Annotated in this window: 16 protein-coding genes; 9 read left to right on the top strand and 7 right to left on the bottom strand. The window is 58.7% G+C overall.

Going from position 1 to position 16,824, the window contains the following annotated elements; all coding sequences use genetic code 11:
* Nucleotides 1-564, top strand: a complete 564-nt coding sequence (locus tag ACR0EK_RS08780; protein ID WP_480494021.1) for a nucleotide exchange factor GrpE — start codon at nt 1-3, stop codon at nt 562-564.
* 56 nt (nt 565-620) lie between these two features.
* On the opposite strand, the gene mutS is transcribed toward ACR0EK_RS08780, so the two are convergent.
* The gene (gene mutS, locus ACR0EK_RS08775) at nt 621-3,236 is read right to left on the bottom strand and encodes a DNA mismatch repair protein MutS (protein WP_480898887.1); all 2,616 of its coding nucleotides are present in this window, start codon (nt 3,234-3,236) and stop codon (nt 621-623) included.
* A gap of 160 nt (nt 3,237-3,396) precedes the next feature.
* Here mutS and ACR0EK_RS08770 point away from each other — a divergent pair, with 160 nt between their 5' ends.
* Nucleotides 3,397-5,652 (top strand): NADP-dependent malic enzyme, encoded by a 2,256-nt coding sequence (locus ACR0EK_RS08770; RefSeq protein ID WP_480898885.1) that lies wholly within the window; start codon nt 3,397-3,399, stop codon nt 5,650-5,652.
* A 3-nt stretch (nt 5,653-5,655) separates the two neighbouring features.
* Nucleotides 5,656-6,528 carry a ribokinase gene (locus ACR0EK_RS08765; protein ID WP_480546075.1) on the top strand — a complete coding sequence of 291 codons (873 nt, stop codon included), beginning with the start codon at nt 5,656-5,658 and terminating at the stop codon, nt 6,526-6,528.
* Here ACR0EK_RS08765 and msrA read toward each other — a convergent pair.
* The 4 genes from msrA to ACR0EK_RS08745 all read right to left on the bottom strand — a co-directional run bounded on the left by msrA (nt 6,525) and on the right by ACR0EK_RS08745 (nt 9,477).
* Entirely contained in the window at nt 6,525-7,196 is a 672-nt protein-coding gene (gene msrA / locus ACR0EK_RS08760; protein WP_480898690.1) for a peptide-methionine (S)-S-oxide reductase MsrA, read from the bottom strand. The genes ACR0EK_RS08765 and msrA overlap by 4 nt on opposite strands.
* 256 nt (nt 7,197-7,452) lie before the next feature.
* Nucleotides 7,453-7,734: an SCP2 sterol-binding domain-containing protein gene (locus ACR0EK_RS08755; RefSeq protein ID WP_480913727.1), complete on the bottom strand. Its 282-nt coding sequence runs from the start codon at nt 7,732-7,734 to the stop codon at nt 7,453-7,455.
* A 79-nt stretch (nt 7,735-7,813) separates the two neighbouring features.
* The gene (locus ACR0EK_RS08750; protein ID WP_480967761.1) at nt 7,814-8,218 is read right to left on the bottom strand and encodes a DUF1810 domain-containing protein; all 405 of its coding nucleotides are present in this window, start codon (nt 8,216-8,218) and stop codon (nt 7,814-7,816) included.
* Between the two features lie 32 nt (nt 8,219-8,250).
* On the bottom strand, nt 8,251-9,477 hold the full coding sequence (locus ACR0EK_RS08745) for an argininosuccinate synthase (RefSeq protein ID WP_209506894.1): 1,227 nt from the start codon (nt 9,475-9,477) through the stop codon (nt 8,251-8,253).
* 178 nt (nt 9,478-9,655) lie between these two features.
* Here ACR0EK_RS08745 and ACR0EK_RS08740 point away from each other — a divergent pair, with 178 nt between their 5' ends.
* Nucleotides 9,656-10,381 carry a hypothetical protein gene (locus ACR0EK_RS08740; protein WP_480967750.1) on the top strand — a complete coding sequence of 242 codons (726 nt, stop codon included), beginning with the start codon at nt 9,656-9,658 and terminating at the stop codon, nt 10,379-10,381.
* Nucleotides 10,382-10,439: 58 nt separating this feature from the next.
* Complete coding sequence (gene ilvA / locus ACR0EK_RS08735) at nt 10,440-11,666, top strand: threonine ammonia-lyase IlvA (RefSeq protein WP_480871286.1); 1,227 nt, start codon at nt 10,440-10,442, stop codon at nt 11,664-11,666.
* Here the strand turns inward: ilvA and ACR0EK_RS08730 are convergent.
* On the bottom strand, nt 11,663-11,992 hold the full coding sequence (locus ACR0EK_RS08730; RefSeq protein ID WP_480898681.1) for an Hpt domain-containing protein: 330 nt from the start codon (nt 11,990-11,992) through the stop codon (nt 11,663-11,665). The two genes, ilvA and ACR0EK_RS08730, sit on opposite strands and share 4 nt — an antisense overlap.
* A gap of 162 nt (nt 11,993-12,154) precedes the next feature.
* Here ACR0EK_RS08730 and ACR0EK_RS08725 point away from each other — a divergent pair, with 162 nt between their 5' ends.
* Nucleotides 12,155-13,429: a PP2C family protein-serine/threonine phosphatase gene (locus tag ACR0EK_RS08725; RefSeq protein ID WP_480898678.1), complete on the top strand. Its 1,275-nt coding sequence runs from the start codon at nt 12,155-12,157 to the stop codon at nt 13,427-13,429.
* On the opposite strand, the gene ACR0EK_RS08720 is transcribed toward ACR0EK_RS08725, so the two are convergent.
* The gene (locus ACR0EK_RS08720) at nt 13,426-13,869 is read right to left on the bottom strand and encodes an NUDIX hydrolase (RefSeq protein ID WP_480898676.1); all 444 of its coding nucleotides are present in this window, start codon (nt 13,867-13,869) and stop codon (nt 13,426-13,428) included. The two genes, ACR0EK_RS08725 and ACR0EK_RS08720, sit on opposite strands and share 4 nt — an antisense overlap.
* Before the next feature lie 76 nt (nt 13,870-13,945).
* Between ACR0EK_RS08720 and hslO the strand changes: the two genes are divergently transcribed.
* The 3 genes from hslO to ACR0EK_RS08705 are packed head-to-tail and all read left to right on the top strand — an operon-like array spanning nt 13,946 to nt 16,672.
* Nucleotides 13,946-14,932: an Hsp33 family molecular chaperone HslO gene (gene hslO, locus ACR0EK_RS08715; protein ID WP_480482504.1), complete on the top strand. Its 987-nt coding sequence runs from the start codon at nt 13,946-13,948 to the stop codon at nt 14,930-14,932.
* On the top strand, nt 14,925-15,521 hold the full coding sequence (locus tag ACR0EK_RS08710) for a CoA pyrophosphatase (protein ID WP_480898673.1): 597 nt from the start codon (nt 14,925-14,927) through the stop codon (nt 15,519-15,521). Before hslO ends, ACR0EK_RS08710 begins: the two co-directional genes overlap by 8 nt.
* Nucleotides 15,518-16,672 (top strand): CCA tRNA nucleotidyltransferase, encoded by a 1,155-nt coding sequence (locus ACR0EK_RS08705; protein WP_480898670.1) that lies wholly within the window; start codon nt 15,518-15,520, stop codon nt 16,670-16,672. Before ACR0EK_RS08710 ends, ACR0EK_RS08705 begins: the two co-directional genes overlap by 4 nt.
* The last annotated feature ends 152 nt before the right edge of the window (nt 16,673-16,824 follow it).

Below are 16,824 nucleotides of genomic sequence, written 5' to 3'. Positions count from 1 at the left end.
ATGGCAGAGCCCAAGAACGAAGATTTTCTGGACGATATCATGGCGGCAGAAGCGGAAGAGCTGGCCGAGGAGTTTGCTGAGATCAGTGACGAGGCGTTGGAGCTGGACGAGCTGCGCGCTGAGCGGGATGAGTATAAAGACAAATTCATGCGCGCGCTTGCCGACGCCGAGAACGCGCGCAAACGCGGTGACAAGGCGCGCCGCGATGCCGAACAGTATGGCGGTTCCAAGCTGGCCCGCGATATGCTGCCTGTTTACGACAACATGAAGCGCGCGCTTGAGGCCGCGACCGACGAGCAGAAAGAGGTTGCCGCCGGACTGCTGGAAGGCGTCGAACTGACCATGCGCGCTCTGAAGGATGTGTTCCAGAAACACGGGATCGAAGTGATCACACCCCAGGTTGGCGACCGGTTTGATCCGAATGTGCACGAAGCAATGTTCGAGGCCCCGGTCCCGGGCACGCGGGCAGGGGACATCATCCAGGTGTCCGCCGAAGGTTTCATGCTGCACGACCGACTGTTGCGTCCGGCTCAGGTCGGGGTCTCTTCAACGCCAGCAAGCTGATTGGCTTTTCAAAGCCAAGCCTTCGGCGAGAGTATTTTTGAAAAGATGAAGGGCGGTCAGGATCTGGCCGCCTCTTTCAATTTGTAGATCAGATCCAGCGCCTCGCGCGGGGTCAGTTCGTCGGGCAGGACACCCTCCAGCATCTCGGTCACCGGCGAGGTTTTCGGTGCGGGCGGGGGTGGCGGCGCGGCTGCCGAGAACAGCGGCAGGTCGTCAATCAGCGCCTTTTGCTTACCGCCTTCGCGTTCGGTTTTTTCAAGCTGGTCCAGAACCACCCGGGCACGTTCGACGACAGAAGCGGGTAAACCGGCCAGCTGCGCAACCTGCACCCCATAAGACCGGTCAGCCGCGCCCTTGTGAACCTCGTGCAGGAAGATGACTTCGCCATCCCACTCTTTGACCGCTACGGTGGCGTTATCGACACCTTCGAGTTTGCCGGCCAAAGCCGTAAGCTCATGATAATGCGTGGCAAACAATGCGCGACATCTGTTGGCCGCGTGCAGGTGTTCCAATGTGGCCCAGGCGATGGACAGGCCATCATAGGTGGCGGTACCACGACCGATTTCGTCCAGAATGACCAGAGCGCGGTCATCGGCCTGATTCAGGATGGCGGCGGTTTCGACCATTTCGACCATGAAGGTCGACCGCCCCCGCGCCAGATCGTCCGAGGCTCCGACGCGGCTGAACAGCTGACTGACGACGCCAATATGCGCCTCTTCGGCCGGAACATAGCTGCCCATTTGGGCAAGCAGTGCGATCAGGGCGTTCTGGCGCAGAAAGGTTGACTTACCGGCCATGTTCGGACCCGTCAGTAACCATATCGCTGCGCCGTTTTCGACGGTCAGATCGCAATCATTGGAAATGAATGCATCGCCGCTTTGCTGCCGGAGGGCGTGTTCCACAACCGGGTGTCGACCGCCCTGCACATTGAATGCGCGAGAGGCATCAACCCTTGGACGGCACCAGTTTTCACCCCGCGCAAGATCAGCCAGAGCGGTCGTCAGGTCCAGTTCGGCAAGCCCGCGGGCGGCTTGATTCAATCGGGAAGCGAGGTCCAAGATAGCGCCAGAAAGCCTTTGATAGAGCCGCTTTTCAATCTCCAGCGCCAGATTCCCGGCGTTCAGGATACGCGTTTCGATCTCGGACAGTTCGACGGTTGTAAACCGCACCTGATTGGCTGTCGTCTGGCGATGGATATAGGTTTCGCTAAAGGGTGTGTTCAGCATCTTTTCGGCATGGGTGGCCGTGGTTTCGATGAAATAGCCCAGCACATTGTTGTGCTTAATTTTCAGCGAGGTGATGCCGGTGTGTTCGACATATTTTCGTTGAAACTCGGCGATGACGGACCGGCCTTCGTCGCGCAAGGTGCGGGCCTCGTCCAGTTCAGCGTCAAAACCTGGCGCGATAAAGCCTCCGTCGCGGGTCAGAAGCGGGGGCTCGGCCACCAACGCCTCGTCCAGCAAGGTCAGCAAGTCATCGAAACCAACAAGGTTCTGAAGCGCGGTTGCCAGCAACACCGGTAAATCCTGACCGGTGCAGATTTCGGCAATCGTGACCGCCTGGGTCAGGCCATTGCGAATGGCTGTCAGGTCACGAGGCCCGCCACGTTCTAATGACAAACGCGACAGAGCGCGGTCCAGATCCGGGGTTTTGCGCAAGGCTTCGCGCAGATCAGACGCGATCAGGCTGTCACCAGCGGCGAAACTGACTGCGTCAAGCCGGGCATGGATCACATCCAGATTTCGAGAAGGGCTTGAAAGCCGCTGTTCCAGCAATCGCGCGCCACCGGGGGTAACGGTCCGGTCAACGACAGAAAGAAGCGATCCTGCGCGCCCGCCGGACAGCGAGCGGGTCAGTTCCAGATTGCGGCGCGTTGCAGCGTCGATCTGAACGACCCGATCCTCAGATTCTTTCAGCGGTGTTTGCAGCAGGGGCAGCTTGCCCTTTTGCGTAATCTCCAGATAGTCGATCAGCGCGCCCATCGCGGACACTTCGGCGCGGCCGAAATTGCCGAACGCGTCCAAGGCGCCCACGTGAAACAGCCCGCAGATGCGCTTTTCCGCCGCCGTGCTGTCGAAACTGGCGCGCCCGACCGGGGTCAGTGAAATCCCCAGATCAAGCAGCGTTTCGTTCAGCTTTTCCTGCGCCCCATCGGCCACGATCAGTTCAGAGGGCGCAAGCCGGGCAAGTTCGGGGCTGAGCCGGACCGAGGTCAGGGGAATCACGTGAAACGCGCCCGTTGAAATATCAGCCCAGGCAAGCGCGGCCTCGTCCCGGACCTCGGCATAGGCAGCCAGAAAGTTGTGCCGGCGCGCCTCAAGCAGCGCATCTTCGGTCAGTGTTCCGGGTGTGACCAGTCGCACGACATCACGCTTTACGACCGATTTAGAGCCTCTTTTCTTCGCTTCAGCCGGGCTTTCCATCTGTTCGCAGACCGCAACGCGAAAGCCCTTGCGGATCAGTGTCAGAAGGTATCCTTCGGCCGAATGCACCGGCACGCCACACATCGGGATGTCTTCGTCATTGTGCTTGCCACGCTTGGTCAACGCGATATCCAGCGCTTCGGCAGCGTTGACGGCATCCTCGAAAAACATCTCGTAGAAATCACCCATGCGATAAAACAGCAGGGCATCCGCGTGGGCTTGTTTGATTTCGAGGTATTGCGCCATCATTGGCGTGACTGTGGACAAATCGGCCCCCTTTTGGCGTATTCCGGGCGCGACCTTACAAATCCCGCATCTTCTGTAAAAGCCGAAAACTCATTCTCGTTGAGGCGGGCGTTCTCCTGCGCTATGAGGCGTCAGCCCTGAAGTCATGGAAACGACATTTAAGATGCCCAAAGCGAAGATCACCAAAGAAGAGGCATTGGCCTTTCACCTGGACCCCACCCCCGGCAAGTGGGAGGTGCAGGCCACCGTCCCCATGACAACGCAGCGTGACCTGTCGCTGGCCTACAGCCCGGGCGTGGCCGTTCCCTGCGAGGCCATCGCGGAAAACCCGGAAACGGCCTATGACTATACCAACAAGGGCAACCTCGTGGCCGTAATCTCGAACGGAACGGCAGTGCTGGGCCTTGGTAACCTTGGTGCGCTGGGCTCGAAGCCGGTGATGGAAGGCAAATCGGTCCTGTTCAAACGGTTCGCCGACGTGAACTCGATCGATATCGAGCTGGACACCGAAGACCCGGATGAATTCTGCCGTGCAGTGCGTCTGATGGGGCCAACCTTTGGCGGCATCAATCTGGAAGACATCAAGGCGCCCGAGTGTTTCATCATCGAACAGCGACTGAAGGAAGAGATGGACATCCCCGTCTTTCACGATGACCAGCACGGCACGGCCGTGATCTGTGCGGCGGGCCTGCTGAACGCGCTGCATATCTCGGGCAAGAAGATCGAGGACGTGAAAATCGTTCTGAATGGCGCAGGTGCCGCGGGGATTGCCTGTATCGAACTGCTCAAGGCAATGGGCGCGCGGCATGAAAACTGCATTGTCTGCGATACCAAGGGCGTGATCTATCAGGGCCGGACAGAGGGCATGAACCAGTGGAAATCGGCCCACGCGATCACGACCGACTTGCGCACATTGGAAGACGCGATGAAGGGGGCGGATGTGTTCCTGGGTGTTTCGGTGAAAGGCGCGGTCACGCAGGATATGGTTGCCAGCATGGCCGACAATCCTGTCATCTTTGCGATGGCCAACCCCGACCCCGAGATTACTCCGGAAGAAGCGCACGAGGTTCGCGTGGATGCGATCGTTGCCACCGGGCGCAGCGATTATCCAAACCAGGTGAATAACGTTCTGGGCTTCCCCTACCTGTTCCGCGGTGCGTTGGACATTCACGCCCGCGCCATTAATGATGAGATGAAGATCGCCTGTGCCCACGCACTTGCCAATCTGGCGCGCGAGGATGTGCCGGATGAGGTCGCAATGGCCTATGGCAAATCGCTGACTTTTGGGCGGGACTATATCATCCCCACCCCGTTCGACCCGCGTTTGATCCATCGCATCCCACCGGCCGTTGCAAGGGCGGGGATGGACACCGGTGCCGCGCGCCGTCCGATCATCGATATGGACGCGTATGAGTTGAGCCTGAAATCCCGGATGGACCCGACCGCCAGTATCCTGCGCGGTTTGAACGCCCGTGCGCGTCAGGCGCAAAGCCGGATGATTTTCGCCGAAGGCGACGATCCCCGGGTATTGCGCGCTGCGGTCATGTATCAGCGGTCGGGATTCGGCAAGGCGCTTGTGGTGGGTCGGCCAGACGATGTTAAGACCAAACTGGAAGCCACGGGCCTGGGCGACGCTGTGCGTGAAATCGAGGTCGTGAATGCGGCCAATACCACGCATCTCGAAACCTATTCGAGCTTCCTGTATCAGCGCCTGCAGCGTAAGGGGTTTGACCGCAAAGATATTCACCGTCTGGCCGCACGGGACCGGCACGTGTTTTCCTCGCTGATGCTGGCCCATGGGCATGGTGACGGTCTGGTCACCGGCGCAACCCGCAAGTCCGCGCATGTGCTCGACCGGATCAACCATGTGTTTGATGCAGATGCGGCCAATGGTGCCGCCGGTGTGACAGCTTTGCTGCATAAAGGCCGGATTGTCCTGATTGGCGACACTTTGGTACATGAATGGCCCGACGAAAACGATCTGGCGAATATTGCCGAGCGTTCGGCCGCAGTTGCCCGGCATATGGGGCTGGAGCCGCGCGTGGCTTTTGTCAGCTTCTCAACCTTTGGCTATCCGGTGTCAGAACGTGCTGAAAAGATGCACCGTGCTCCGGCTGTTCTGGATCGGCGCGGCGTCGACTTTGAATACGAGGGTGAAATGACGGTGGACGTCGCCCTGAACATCGAACAGCAAGCGGCCTATCCGTTCTCGCGCCTGACCGGTCCGGCGAATATCCTGATCGTTCCGGCCCGGCATTCGGCATCAATCTCGACCAAGCTGATGCAGGAAATGGGTGGAGCGACCGTGATCGGCCCGATCCTGTCAGGCATCGACAAGCCGATCCAGATCTGCTCGACCGTCTCGACTGCGAACGATATTCTGAACATGGCCATTCTGGCCTCTTGCGACATCGGATAAGTCATGACGATCTGGAATCTCGGCTCGATCAACGCGGATATGGTCTATGACCTGCCGCATTTGCCTGCGCCGGGGGAAACTCTGGCCGCCCGCGGGCTGGATCGGTTCCTGGGCGGCAAGGGGGCCAACATGTCGGTGGCCGCTGCGCGTGCGGGATCACGCGTTAGTCACATTGGTGCCGTGGGGCCCGATGGGCGCTGGGCCAAGGATCGACTGACAGAATATGGTGTGGATACGCGCCATATCTCTGAGGTGGATGTTCCCACGGGCCACGCCATCATTGCGGTGGATGCCGAGGGTGAAAACCTGATTATCCTGTATCCCGGGGCCAATCATGCATTGGAACCTGCCCATCTGGGGCAGGCGCTGGCCTCGGCAAACACCGGTGATCTGCTGATTTTGCAGAATGAAACCAATGCCCAGGTCGAAGCGGCGCAGCTGGGGCGCAAGCTTGGCCTGACCGTCTGTTATGCCGCAGCCCCGTTTCAGGCACAGGCCGTTCAGGGCGTTCTGCCCTATCTGGATTTCCTGATCCTGAATGAGGTGGAGGCCGAGCAACTGCGTCAGGAAACCGGTCTGAGCATCGCTGATCTGCCCGTTCGGCATGTCATCGTTACCCTCGGCTCAAAAGGCGCGAGGTACTTGCAGCAGGGCAACGATCCGGTCGAGTTTCCCGCGCATAAGGTGCGGGCGGTGGATACCACAGGGGCAGGCGACACCTTCACCGGCTACGTGCTGGCAGGCATGGATCGCGGAATGCCAATGGAGCAGGCCATTTTGCAGGCAAACCGCGCCGCAGCCCTGATGGTCATGCGGCACGGAACGGCGGATGTCATTCCCGATCTGAAAGAAGTGCGTGACGCATCCTTTGACTAGGACCCTGCAAATGGGGCATCCCCGCCCCAAAGCTGCTTGACGCGCGCGTCACGACCACAGGCTTTGCGATACGCTTTGTAGGCGTTGTGCTGGCGCTTTGGCCCAAAGCGGGTAAGGACCAGTTTGTTGCCTTTGTAATAATCCTGATGATACGCCTCGGCGGGGTAAAAGGGTCCTGCGCTCAGAATCGGCGTGACAATGGTCTGCTCCAGCGCTTGCTGCGCGTCTGCTTTGGCTTGTTCTGCCAAAGCCTTTTCGCCTTTGTTAGAGACGAATATCGCAGTTCGATAGCTGTCGCCCCGATCGCAGAACTGGCCACCTGCGTCTGTCGGGTCAACCGAGCGGAAAAACATGTTCAGAAGTGACGCGCGAGAGACCCGCGCCGGATCGAACGTGATCTGAACCGCCTCGTAGTGGCCGGTTCCCCCTTTTGAAACCTGATCATATGTCGGATCCGCGGATGTGCCACCGGTGTACCCTGACACCGCCCCGATTACGCCGGGCACGGATTCGAAATCGGATTCCACGCACCAGAAACACCCGCCAGCCACCGTCAGCGTTTCGGTTCCTGCAGCCGGGGCGGGCAGCGCGCGCAACAGTGCAGCCAATGCAATCAGTGTAAACAGAAGGGCTGGTCTGACGGTTTCAAAATAAGCAGTCCGCATCATGTCAGGTCTCCTTTTAAGATGAGATTGACGCGGGTTCGACCCCCTTGCAATTGCCTGTCATGCAATGTCACGCGCTGGTGAGACTAGTTTATCGTCTGCGATCACGTGTAGGCGGCCCACTTGAAGAGCGGGTGAAACCTCCGCTCATTTGCGACGGATCCTGCGCGACAGGTATCCCAATGCGGAACCGCGGCACACCACTGGTGGAACCGCCAGTCTGGCTGGCCTCGGACCAAAAGCCAGCTTTACGGCAAATTCAGCCCAGCAGTTGCCCCAGCTTCATCGCAACACCCATATTGCCCGAGATCTTGAGCTTGCCCAAAGCAACGCCGGTCATCGGGTTCAGCTTTCCGGTCAACAGCTTGGTCAGGTTCTCCTGCGAAATACGGATTGTGCAATCCGTGTCCCGATCCTGCGTCGTTGCCTGGTTTTCTGCCAGAACAATCACACCATCCGCGCCGCAATCGAATTTGAGCGAGCCATCAAAGCTTTTGCCGCTCAGCCCTTTTTGAATTCCATCGGCGATGTCCTGAAGCATTCGGGGTCCTTTCACGGTTTCCGAATGCGTAATGCGTCAGGTGCCGATCAGGCAAGGCTGACCCAACTGGAACTTCTGATCACGATGCGCCGAGGATCTGAACCGTCCGGTCACAGGGCTTACCGCTATAAAAGGCATCCAGAACAGCACGAAACTCGGGCGGAGCATCTGCCACAGACGAAAACAATGTCATCGAAGACCGCAGCTTTTTTGCGTCAATCCCACCCAGAATGTCGCGGGCATCGCGCCCTGTGTGCAGCAACATCAACGAGGCCGTCTGCCTAAGCCGGTCGCGCAGTTCCGGGTGGTTCAGATAGTGTGTCGCCTCGTCCAGATCTTCAATGCCGTAAAGCTGCGCCATATGGGACTGGCCCAGCTCGGCCAGTTGCGGAAACACGAACCACATCCAGTGGCTGGTTTTCTGCCCCTGTTCAAGTTCGCGCAGGACATCGGCCCAAACCGTGTCCTGCGCCTCGATGAACATATCGAGCTCGTCGTCGGTATCGTCGTCGTCGATCACTTGGACAGGCGCTTGTTGCGCGCAGCCAGCAGTTTCAGACGCAGCGCATTCAGCTGGATAAAGCCTGCCGCATCTTTCTGATCGTACGCACCTGCATCCTCTTCGAAGGTCACATGTGCCTCAGAGTACAGCGAATGATCCGACCAGCGGCCCACGGTCGAGGCCAGACCTTTGTACAGTTTCACACGAACGGTGCCGGTGACATGCTCTTGCGATCTGTCGATGGCGGCTTGCAGCATCTCACGCTCGGGGCTGTACCAGAAACCGTTATAGATGAGTTCCGCATATTGCGGCATCAGCTGGTCTTTCAGGTGCATCGCGCCGCGGTCCATGGTGATGGATTCAATGCCACGATGCGCTTCCAGCAGGATGGTGCCACCGGGTGTCTCATAGATACCGCGCGACTTCATGCCCACGAACCGGCCTTCGACCAGGTCCAGACGGCCAATACCGTGCTTGCCGCCATATTCGTTCAGCTTGGTCAGGATCGTGGCCGGGCTCATCGCCTCACCGTTGATGCTGACCGCGTCGCCTTTTTCAAAGCCGATCTCGATAAATTCAGGCTCATTCGGGGCGTCCTCGGGGTGGACGGTGCGCTGGTAGACATAGTCGGGGGCCATATCGGCGGGGTCTTCCAGAACCTTGCCCTCGGACGAGGTATGCAGCAGGTTGGCATCGACCGAGAACGGCGCCTCACCACGCTTGTCCTTGGCAATCGGAATCTGGTTCTGCTCGGCGAATTCAAGCAGCTTGGTACGGCTGGTCAGATCCCACTCGCGCCAGGGGGCGATCACCTTGATGTCTGGGTTCAGCGCATAGGCCGCCAGTTCGAACCGCACCTGATCGTTGCCTTTGCCGGTTGCACCATGGGCGACAGCATCAGCACCGGTTTCGGCAGCGATCTCAATCAGGCGTTTCGAGATCAGCGGCCGCGCGATCGAAGTGCCCAGCAGGTACAGACCTTCATATTGCGCATTGGCACGGAACATCGGGAAGACGAAATCGCGGACGAATTCCTCGCGGATATCCTCGATATAGATGTTCTCGGGCTTGATCCCCAGCAGTTCGGCCTTTTGGCGCGCGGGCTCCAGCTCCTCGCCCTGACCCAGATCGGCAGTGAAGGTCACGACCTCACAGCCATACTCGGTCTGCAGCCATTTCAGAATGATCGAGGTATCAAGGCCACCGGAATAGGCCAGAACAACTTTCTTGGGCGCGGACATCTGACTTCCCTTTATGCGTAGAACGATTGGCCCCTAGCGGGTTTTGGACGCGGGGGCAAGTTGGTGCGCGTTGACGAAGGCCGGGAAATGAGGTGAAACGGGTGCAGAGAATAACAAGCATTGGTTGAAGAGGCGGTTTCAAATGTTGGGATGGCAGATTTTCTTGCATTCTGTGCGGATGGTATTTGGAAACATCAAGCAGGTGCTACAGATAACGGTTGGCCCTGCTCTAATTGCGACAATCATCATCGTGGGCGTGTTTTTGGCGCTTGGTATTCCGCTTGAGGCGCTTGAAGACAACACAGGCGCGTTGCCGCCAGGTGCAACCGCAGGTTCAGCCATTGTCTTTGTGGTCGTTTTACTGGCGGTAATGTCCGTTACCATGTTCTGGATCGCGGTGTCATGGCACCGCTTCATCCTGATGGAAGAATATCCCACGGGAATACTCCCGACATTCCGCTTCGACAGGATTCTGGCCTATTTCGTTCGCTTTCTGATGTTGGGAATTTTGATGGCCATTGCATTCCTTCCGATGGGCTTTGTTATGTCAGCACTGAGTGGCGGCTCAATCGGATTCGCGCTTGTCGCTGTTTATGCCATCTTTCTGGTTGTCTGCTTTTATCGCCCTTCTATCGTCTTGCCAGCGGCAGCTATCGGGCACCCGGCGACTCTGGCAGATGTATGGAACAGCACTCAGGGTGCATCGGGGGCTATTATTGTTCTTTTGATCGTGAATTTTCTGTTCCAATTTCTGGTTCAGCTAATATTCACCGGGTTGGCGTTTATTCCTCTGTTAGGCATCTTACTGACATTGTTTTTTGGAATGCTGATCCTGCCGATGATCAACGTCAGCATTCTGACCACGATGTACGGCGTCTTTATCGAAAAACGCCAACTCTCCTGAGCGGCGTACACATATGTATTCCTTGCCCTTATCACGCTGATGGGGCAGGGAAGCGGTCATGACCGACTTCATGACCCGCGCCCGCGCCGCCGAAGAGGCGATGCGCTCTGTCTTCCCGGCAACGCCGTTGCAGCGCAATGCCCACCTGTCCGACCGTTATGGGGCGGATATCTGGCTCAAGCGCGAAGACCTGAGCCCGGTGCGCTCCTACAAGATTCGCGGTGCCTTTAACGCCATGCGCAAGCAACAGGGGCAGAACCTGTTCGTCTGTGCCAGCGCGGGCAATCACGCGCAGGGCGTGGCCTATATGTGCCAGCATATGGGGGTCCGGGGCGTGATCTTCATGCCGGTCACGACGCCTCAGCAGAAGATCCAGAAAACGCGTATCTTTGGCGGGGACAACGTCGAGATTCATCTGATCGGTGACTATTTCGATGACACACTTGCTGCCGCTCAGGCATGGTGCACGCAGCAGGGCGGATATTTCCTGTCACCTTTTGACGATGCCGATGTGATCGAAGGGCAAGCCTCGCTGGCGGTTGAAATCGAAAGGCAGATGGGCGGTGCGCCCGATCACGTTGTGCTTCCCGTGGGTGGAGGCGGCATGTCCGCCGGTGTCGCTACATGGTTCGGGGACCGCACCCATTGCCTGTTCGTCGAACCGGCCGGAGGGGCCTGTCTGCGCGCAGCCCTGGCGGCGGGGCATCCTGTTTCGCTGGATTATGTGGATACCTTTGTCGATGGCGCGGCGGTCGGGCGGATCGGTGAAAAGCCGTTCGAGTTGTTGAAATCACGCCACCTGTCGGACGTTCTGGTCCTGTCCGAGGATCGTATCTGCGCCACCATGATCGAGATGCTGAATGTCGAAGGCATCGTGCTGGAACCTGCGGGGGCGCTGGCGATCGAGGCAGTAGGTGATATCCAAAGCTTTGTGCGCGGAAAGACCGTGGTCTGCCTGACATCCGGCGGCAATTTCGATTTCGAACGCCTTCCCGAGGTCAAGGAACGTGCGCAGCGGTATTCCGGTGTGAAAAAGTACTTCATCCTGCGCCTGCCGCAGCGACCCGGCGCCCTGAAGGAATTCCTGAATATTCTCGGCCCCGAGGATGATATCGCGCGGTTCGAATACATGAAGAAATCGGCGCGCAATTTCGGCTCGGTTCTGATCGGGATCGAAACCCGCAAGCCCGAAAACTTCATGCGCCTGTTTGCCCATCTGGACGATGCCGGGTTCACCTATACCGACATCACCGAGGACGAGACGCTGGCACAGTTCGTGATCTAGGTCAGGTTCTCATTCAGCTCGGCTTGAAACATGGTTTTCGAGCTGTCGAAAGCGGCCAAAAGCGCTGGCAGATCAACCTCGGCCCCTTGCCCTGCTGCGGCCTGCCGTTCCCCATCCTGGCAGAGTTTCGAGAATTGATCGAACCCCAGGCTCAACGCGCTGCCTTTCAGGAAATGCAGGTTCTGCTCCAGCTCGGCCCGGTTGGTGTCGCGGCGCAGGCGGATGATCACGTCCTGCACTTCTTCCAGAAATATCTCGACCACCTCATCGAATTCCTCGGGGCCGACTTCATCCCGCAATTGTCTGACTCTGGCCCAGTGGATCATGATGCACACCAGCTAATGAATGGTCATGGTTCTGAATAGACGCGCCCGGTAAAAAGCAGGTTAACGGGGCCACTCTTCGGCAATTGCCACTCTTCACCGGATGTTAAATCTGTCGGCGATAGGGTCGTCAAATGTGACGAAACTCATAAGAGAAAAGGGTAAATGGTGCCGGGGGCGAGTCTTGAGGAAACCAGACCTGATCTGGATTTCGGCGCGATCCGCACGGTGCTGGTCGTGGATGACAGCCGCCTGCAACGGCGCATTCTGGTGGCCTCGCTCAGGAAATGGGGGTTCGAGGTGATCGAGGCCGATACAGGCCATGCCGCTTTGGCACTTTGTGTCGATAATCCGCCCGATCTTGTGCTAAGCGACTGGGTCATGCCGGGGATGAGCGGCCTTGAATTCTGCTGTGCGTTTCGGGCATTGGAAACGGATCAATACAGCTATTTCATCCTTCTGACATCCAAAAGCGAAAAGCAGGAGGTCGCGCGCGGTCTGGATGCCGGGGCAGACGATTTTCTGATCAAGCCGCTTGAGGCGGACGAACTGCGCGCCCGAATTTCAGCCGGTGCGCGCATTCTGGACATGCAGCGCGAGCTCTCACAGAAAAACCGCCTGATCGAATCCGCGCTCGAGGAACTCAGGCTGGCGCATGACGCGATCGACAAGGACCTGATGCAGGCGCGGAAAATTCAGGAATCGCTGGTTCCCGAACTGACCCGGACATTCGGCAAATCGCGGGTCAGTCTGTTGCTGAAACCTTGTGGTCATATCGGCGGTGATCTGGTGGGGATGTTCTCGCCCGGGGTGAACCGGCTTGGGTTCTACAGCATCGACGTATCCGGGCATGGCATCACCTCGGCCATGATGACGGCGCGATTGGGGGGGTATCTGTCCAGCAAGCATTTCGATCAGAACGTCGCAATGGAGCGGAGGTTCGACAAGTTTTATGCACTTCTTCCGCCGAAATACGTGGCTGAAACGCTCAATTCCCGCCTGATGGCCGATGAAGGTATCGAAGAGTATTTTACGATGATCTACGCCATCGTCGACCTGCGCAACGGGCATCTGAAAATGGTGCAGGCCGGGCATCCGCACCCGCTGCTGCTGCGGCAGGATGGCCGCGCCGAGTTTCTTGGTGACGGAGGCTTGCCCATAGGATTGATCGAAGATGCGCGCTTTCAACAAATCGAGACGCAGATGCAGCCCGGCGACAAGCTGCTGTTGTACTCGGACGGGTTTACCGAATGCCAACTGGCTGGCGGCGGTTTGCTGGAAGAAGACGGTTTGCGTCACATGGCACAACAGAGCATGTCGGAAAGGGGCGGGTCAGAGTTTCTGGACGATATGTTCTGGCGTTTGACGCAAGTGATGTCACCCAAAGACGGTATCGGGGATGATGTCTCGGCCGTCTTTTTTGAGTATAACGGACCTTAAAGCGACCCGAGATGCAATTCGGCAAAGTGCCGGTCACCGCCATTTCCCAGTAAACTGACGGCGTCGGCGGTTTCCATCCACAGCGCTTCGTGAAACGCCTCAGTCGGCGGGCCTATGCGGCGCACGGGGCGGGCGCGATAGATCAGGCAGACCTTCTCGGCCCACAGGTCATATTCCGGCATATAGGTGAAGCGCCGAAAGGCGCCGATCCGCCGGGGTGCCGCAATAAGCCACCCGGTTTCTTCAAAGACTTCGCGATGCAGGGCGGTAACGGGTGATTCGCCCGGATCAATACCCCCGCCGGGCAATTGCAGGTCGGGTCCGGGTTCTGTCTGGCAGGTCAGCAAAAGGTGACTTCTGCGGGGCAAAAGTGCGTACACACCGACCCGTCGCGTGTATTTCCGCCCCGGCTCTGGGGTTTCACCGAACCGCCTGATCATGTATGGCCCCTTACAACCCAATCTGTTCGACCTATATGGTGCCGGTATGCCAACCTGTGGCGCGTAAGGAAACCCCATGTCTCTTGGAACGAAAATCGCGTGGGACGATACCGTCCTGCCCTTTCAACTCGATGTATCGGATATGCGTGGCCGTGTGGCTCGTCTGGATGGTGTGCTGGATGGCATCCTCAAGCAGCATGACTACCCCGAACAGGTCGAGGCGCTGGTGGCCGAGATGGCCCTGCTGACCGCATTGATCGGGCAGACGGTTGCGCTGCGCTGGAAACTGTCGTTGCAGGTGCAATCCAAGGGGCCTGTGCGCATGATTGCGACCGACTATTACGCACCCAAGGCCGAAGGCCAGCCGGCGCAGATCCGGGCCTATGCCAGCTTTGACCGTGACCGGCTGACAGATGCGACACCCTTCGATCAGGTGGGCGAAGGGTATTTTGCCATCATGATAGATCAGGGCGAAGGCACACAGCCATATCAGGGCATCACTCCGCTGACCGGGGCCTCTCTCAGCGCCTGCGCCGAGGCCTATTTTGCACAGTCTGAGCAGCTGCCAACCCGGTTCTCGCTGAGCTTTGGCAAATCGACCGAGCCCGGCGTGGATGAACACTGGCGTGCCGGCGGCATCATGTTGCAGCATATGCCCAAAGCCTCGCCATTTGCCGCCTCGGGTGAGGGCAATGGCGAGATCCTGACCGCCAGCGATCTGGTCGACGGTGAAGAGGGTGAAAACTGGGGTCGGGTCAATATCCTGCTGGACACGGTCGAGGATCTTGAGCTGATTGGTCCCTCGATTGCGCCGACTGATTTGCTGGTCCGGTTGTTCCACGAAGAACAGCCACGGGTCTTTGATGCGCAGTCCGTGCAGTTTGGTTGCACCTGCTCCGAAGACCGGGTGCGGCAGAGCTTGTCGATCTATTCGGCAAAGGACCTCGAAAAGATGACGACGCCCGAAGGTCAGGTCACCGCCGATTGCCAATTCTGCGGCGCACATTATGTGCTCGATCCGTCAACGGTTGGCTTTGAAGCCGAAGACCGCAAGGGTGCTTGACCCGATTGAACAGATCCGGGCGGCGCTGCGCCGTCCCGGTCACGGGTCCAGCGACTTTGACCTGAACCCGGATACCGTCCTGCCGCCCGGGCGTCGCCTGCGCCCGGCGGGGGTTCTTGTCGCAATCTCGCTTGCAGATGACACCCCTCGGGTGATCCTGACGAAACGGTCCTCGGCCCTCAAACACCATCCGGGTCAGATCGCGTTTCCAGGCGGCAAACAGGACGAAGGGGATGCGGATGTCACGGCAACGGCCCTGCGCGAAGCACAGGAAGAGATCGGCCTTCCTGCGGACCTTCCCGAAATCCTGGGTTATCTGCCGACGCATGAAACAGTCACCTCTTTCACGGTCACACCCGTGGTGGCCGTTCTTCGAAAGGGATTTCAACCTGTTCCGGAACCCGGCGAAGTCGACGAAGTCTTTTCGACCCCCCTTGCGCATCTTTTGAATCCCAAGAATTATCTGGTGGAATCGCGCCGTTGGCGCGGACAAAAACGCAGATATTACACAGTTCCGTACGGCCCTTATTACATATGGGGTGCGACGGCCCGCATATTGCGCGGGCTTGCAGCGCGGGTGAATGAATGATGCAGATTGAGGAGCTTTGGGTCAGCGAACCGGCGACCCAAAAGGTATGCGCCGCCCTGACCTCATCCGGGGCGCAGGCGCTTTTTGTGGGTGGGTGCGTGCGCAATGCGCTGCTGGGCGCGCCGGTGTCGGATATCGACATTGCCACTGATGCCCGGCCTGAACGGGTTGTCGAGATGGCGCAGGCTGCCGGCCTCAAGGCCATCCCCACCGGTATCGACCATGGCACGATTACAGTGGTCAGCGCCGGTATCCCGCACGAGATCACCACTTTCCGGCGTGACGTCGAAACCGATGGTCGCCGCGCCGTCATCGCCTTTTCCGATCACGTCGAAGAAGATGCTGCGCGGCGCGATTTTACCATGAATGCACTTTATGCAAGGCCCGATGGCACTGTGTTAGACCCGCTTAACGGGCTTCCCGACCTTCAGGCCCGGCTGGTGCGGTTCATCGGTGAGGCTGAGGACCGCATTCGCGAAGACTATCTGCGGTCACTGCGCTATTTCCGGTTTCACGCATGGTATGGCGACCCGGATGCCGGTTTCAACCCGGACGCGCTGGCTGCCATTGGTGCCAATCTTGACGGGCTGACCTCGTTGTCGCGGGAACGCGTCGGGGCGGAACTGCTGAAGCTGCTGGGCGCGCCTGATCCGGCCCCGGCCATTGCGACGATGCGCAGCACGGGCGTATTGGCAAAGTTGCTGCCGGGCGCGGATGACCGGTCACTGGCACCTCTGGTCGCTTTGGAACATGCGGCAGGTGCCGAACCGAACCCCGTGCGCCGTCTGGCGGCCATCGCGACACCCGATGACGCCGCAACCCTGCGCCTGAGCCGTTCGCAACTGCAACGCCTTACCGGAATGCGGAGCGAAGCGCAGTCAACCACCAGCGTGGCTGAACTGGGCTATCGGTATGGTGACGAAGGCGGGTTGAACAAAACCCTTCTGCGGTGCGCGTTTTTCGAACAGCCCTGGTCCGAAAGCTTCAGACAGGACCTGCACGCAGGCGCAGCCGCGCGTTTCCCGATACAGGCCAAAGACCTGATCCCCGGGTTTACCGGCCCGGCGCTGGGCCAAAAGCTGGCCGAGCTTGAAAGCCGGTGGATCGCGTCGGGTTTTGCGCTGTCGCGCGAGGACTTGCTTGCAAGTTAATGTTTAGTCTCAAAAGGGGATGACAACTTTGGTCCATTGTGGTTAGGTGCGCCCGTCACATGGATGGAGGAATGCGAATGTATTACGGGATCTGGTTCGGCTAAAGCCGGGACACTTGCCCCGTAAAGGGTGGTGTTCAGGCGCCATCTGTC

It is taken from the genome of Ruegeria sp. AE4, from assembly GCF_056542185.1.
This window is presented reverse-complemented; position numbering and strand designations above follow the sequence as displayed.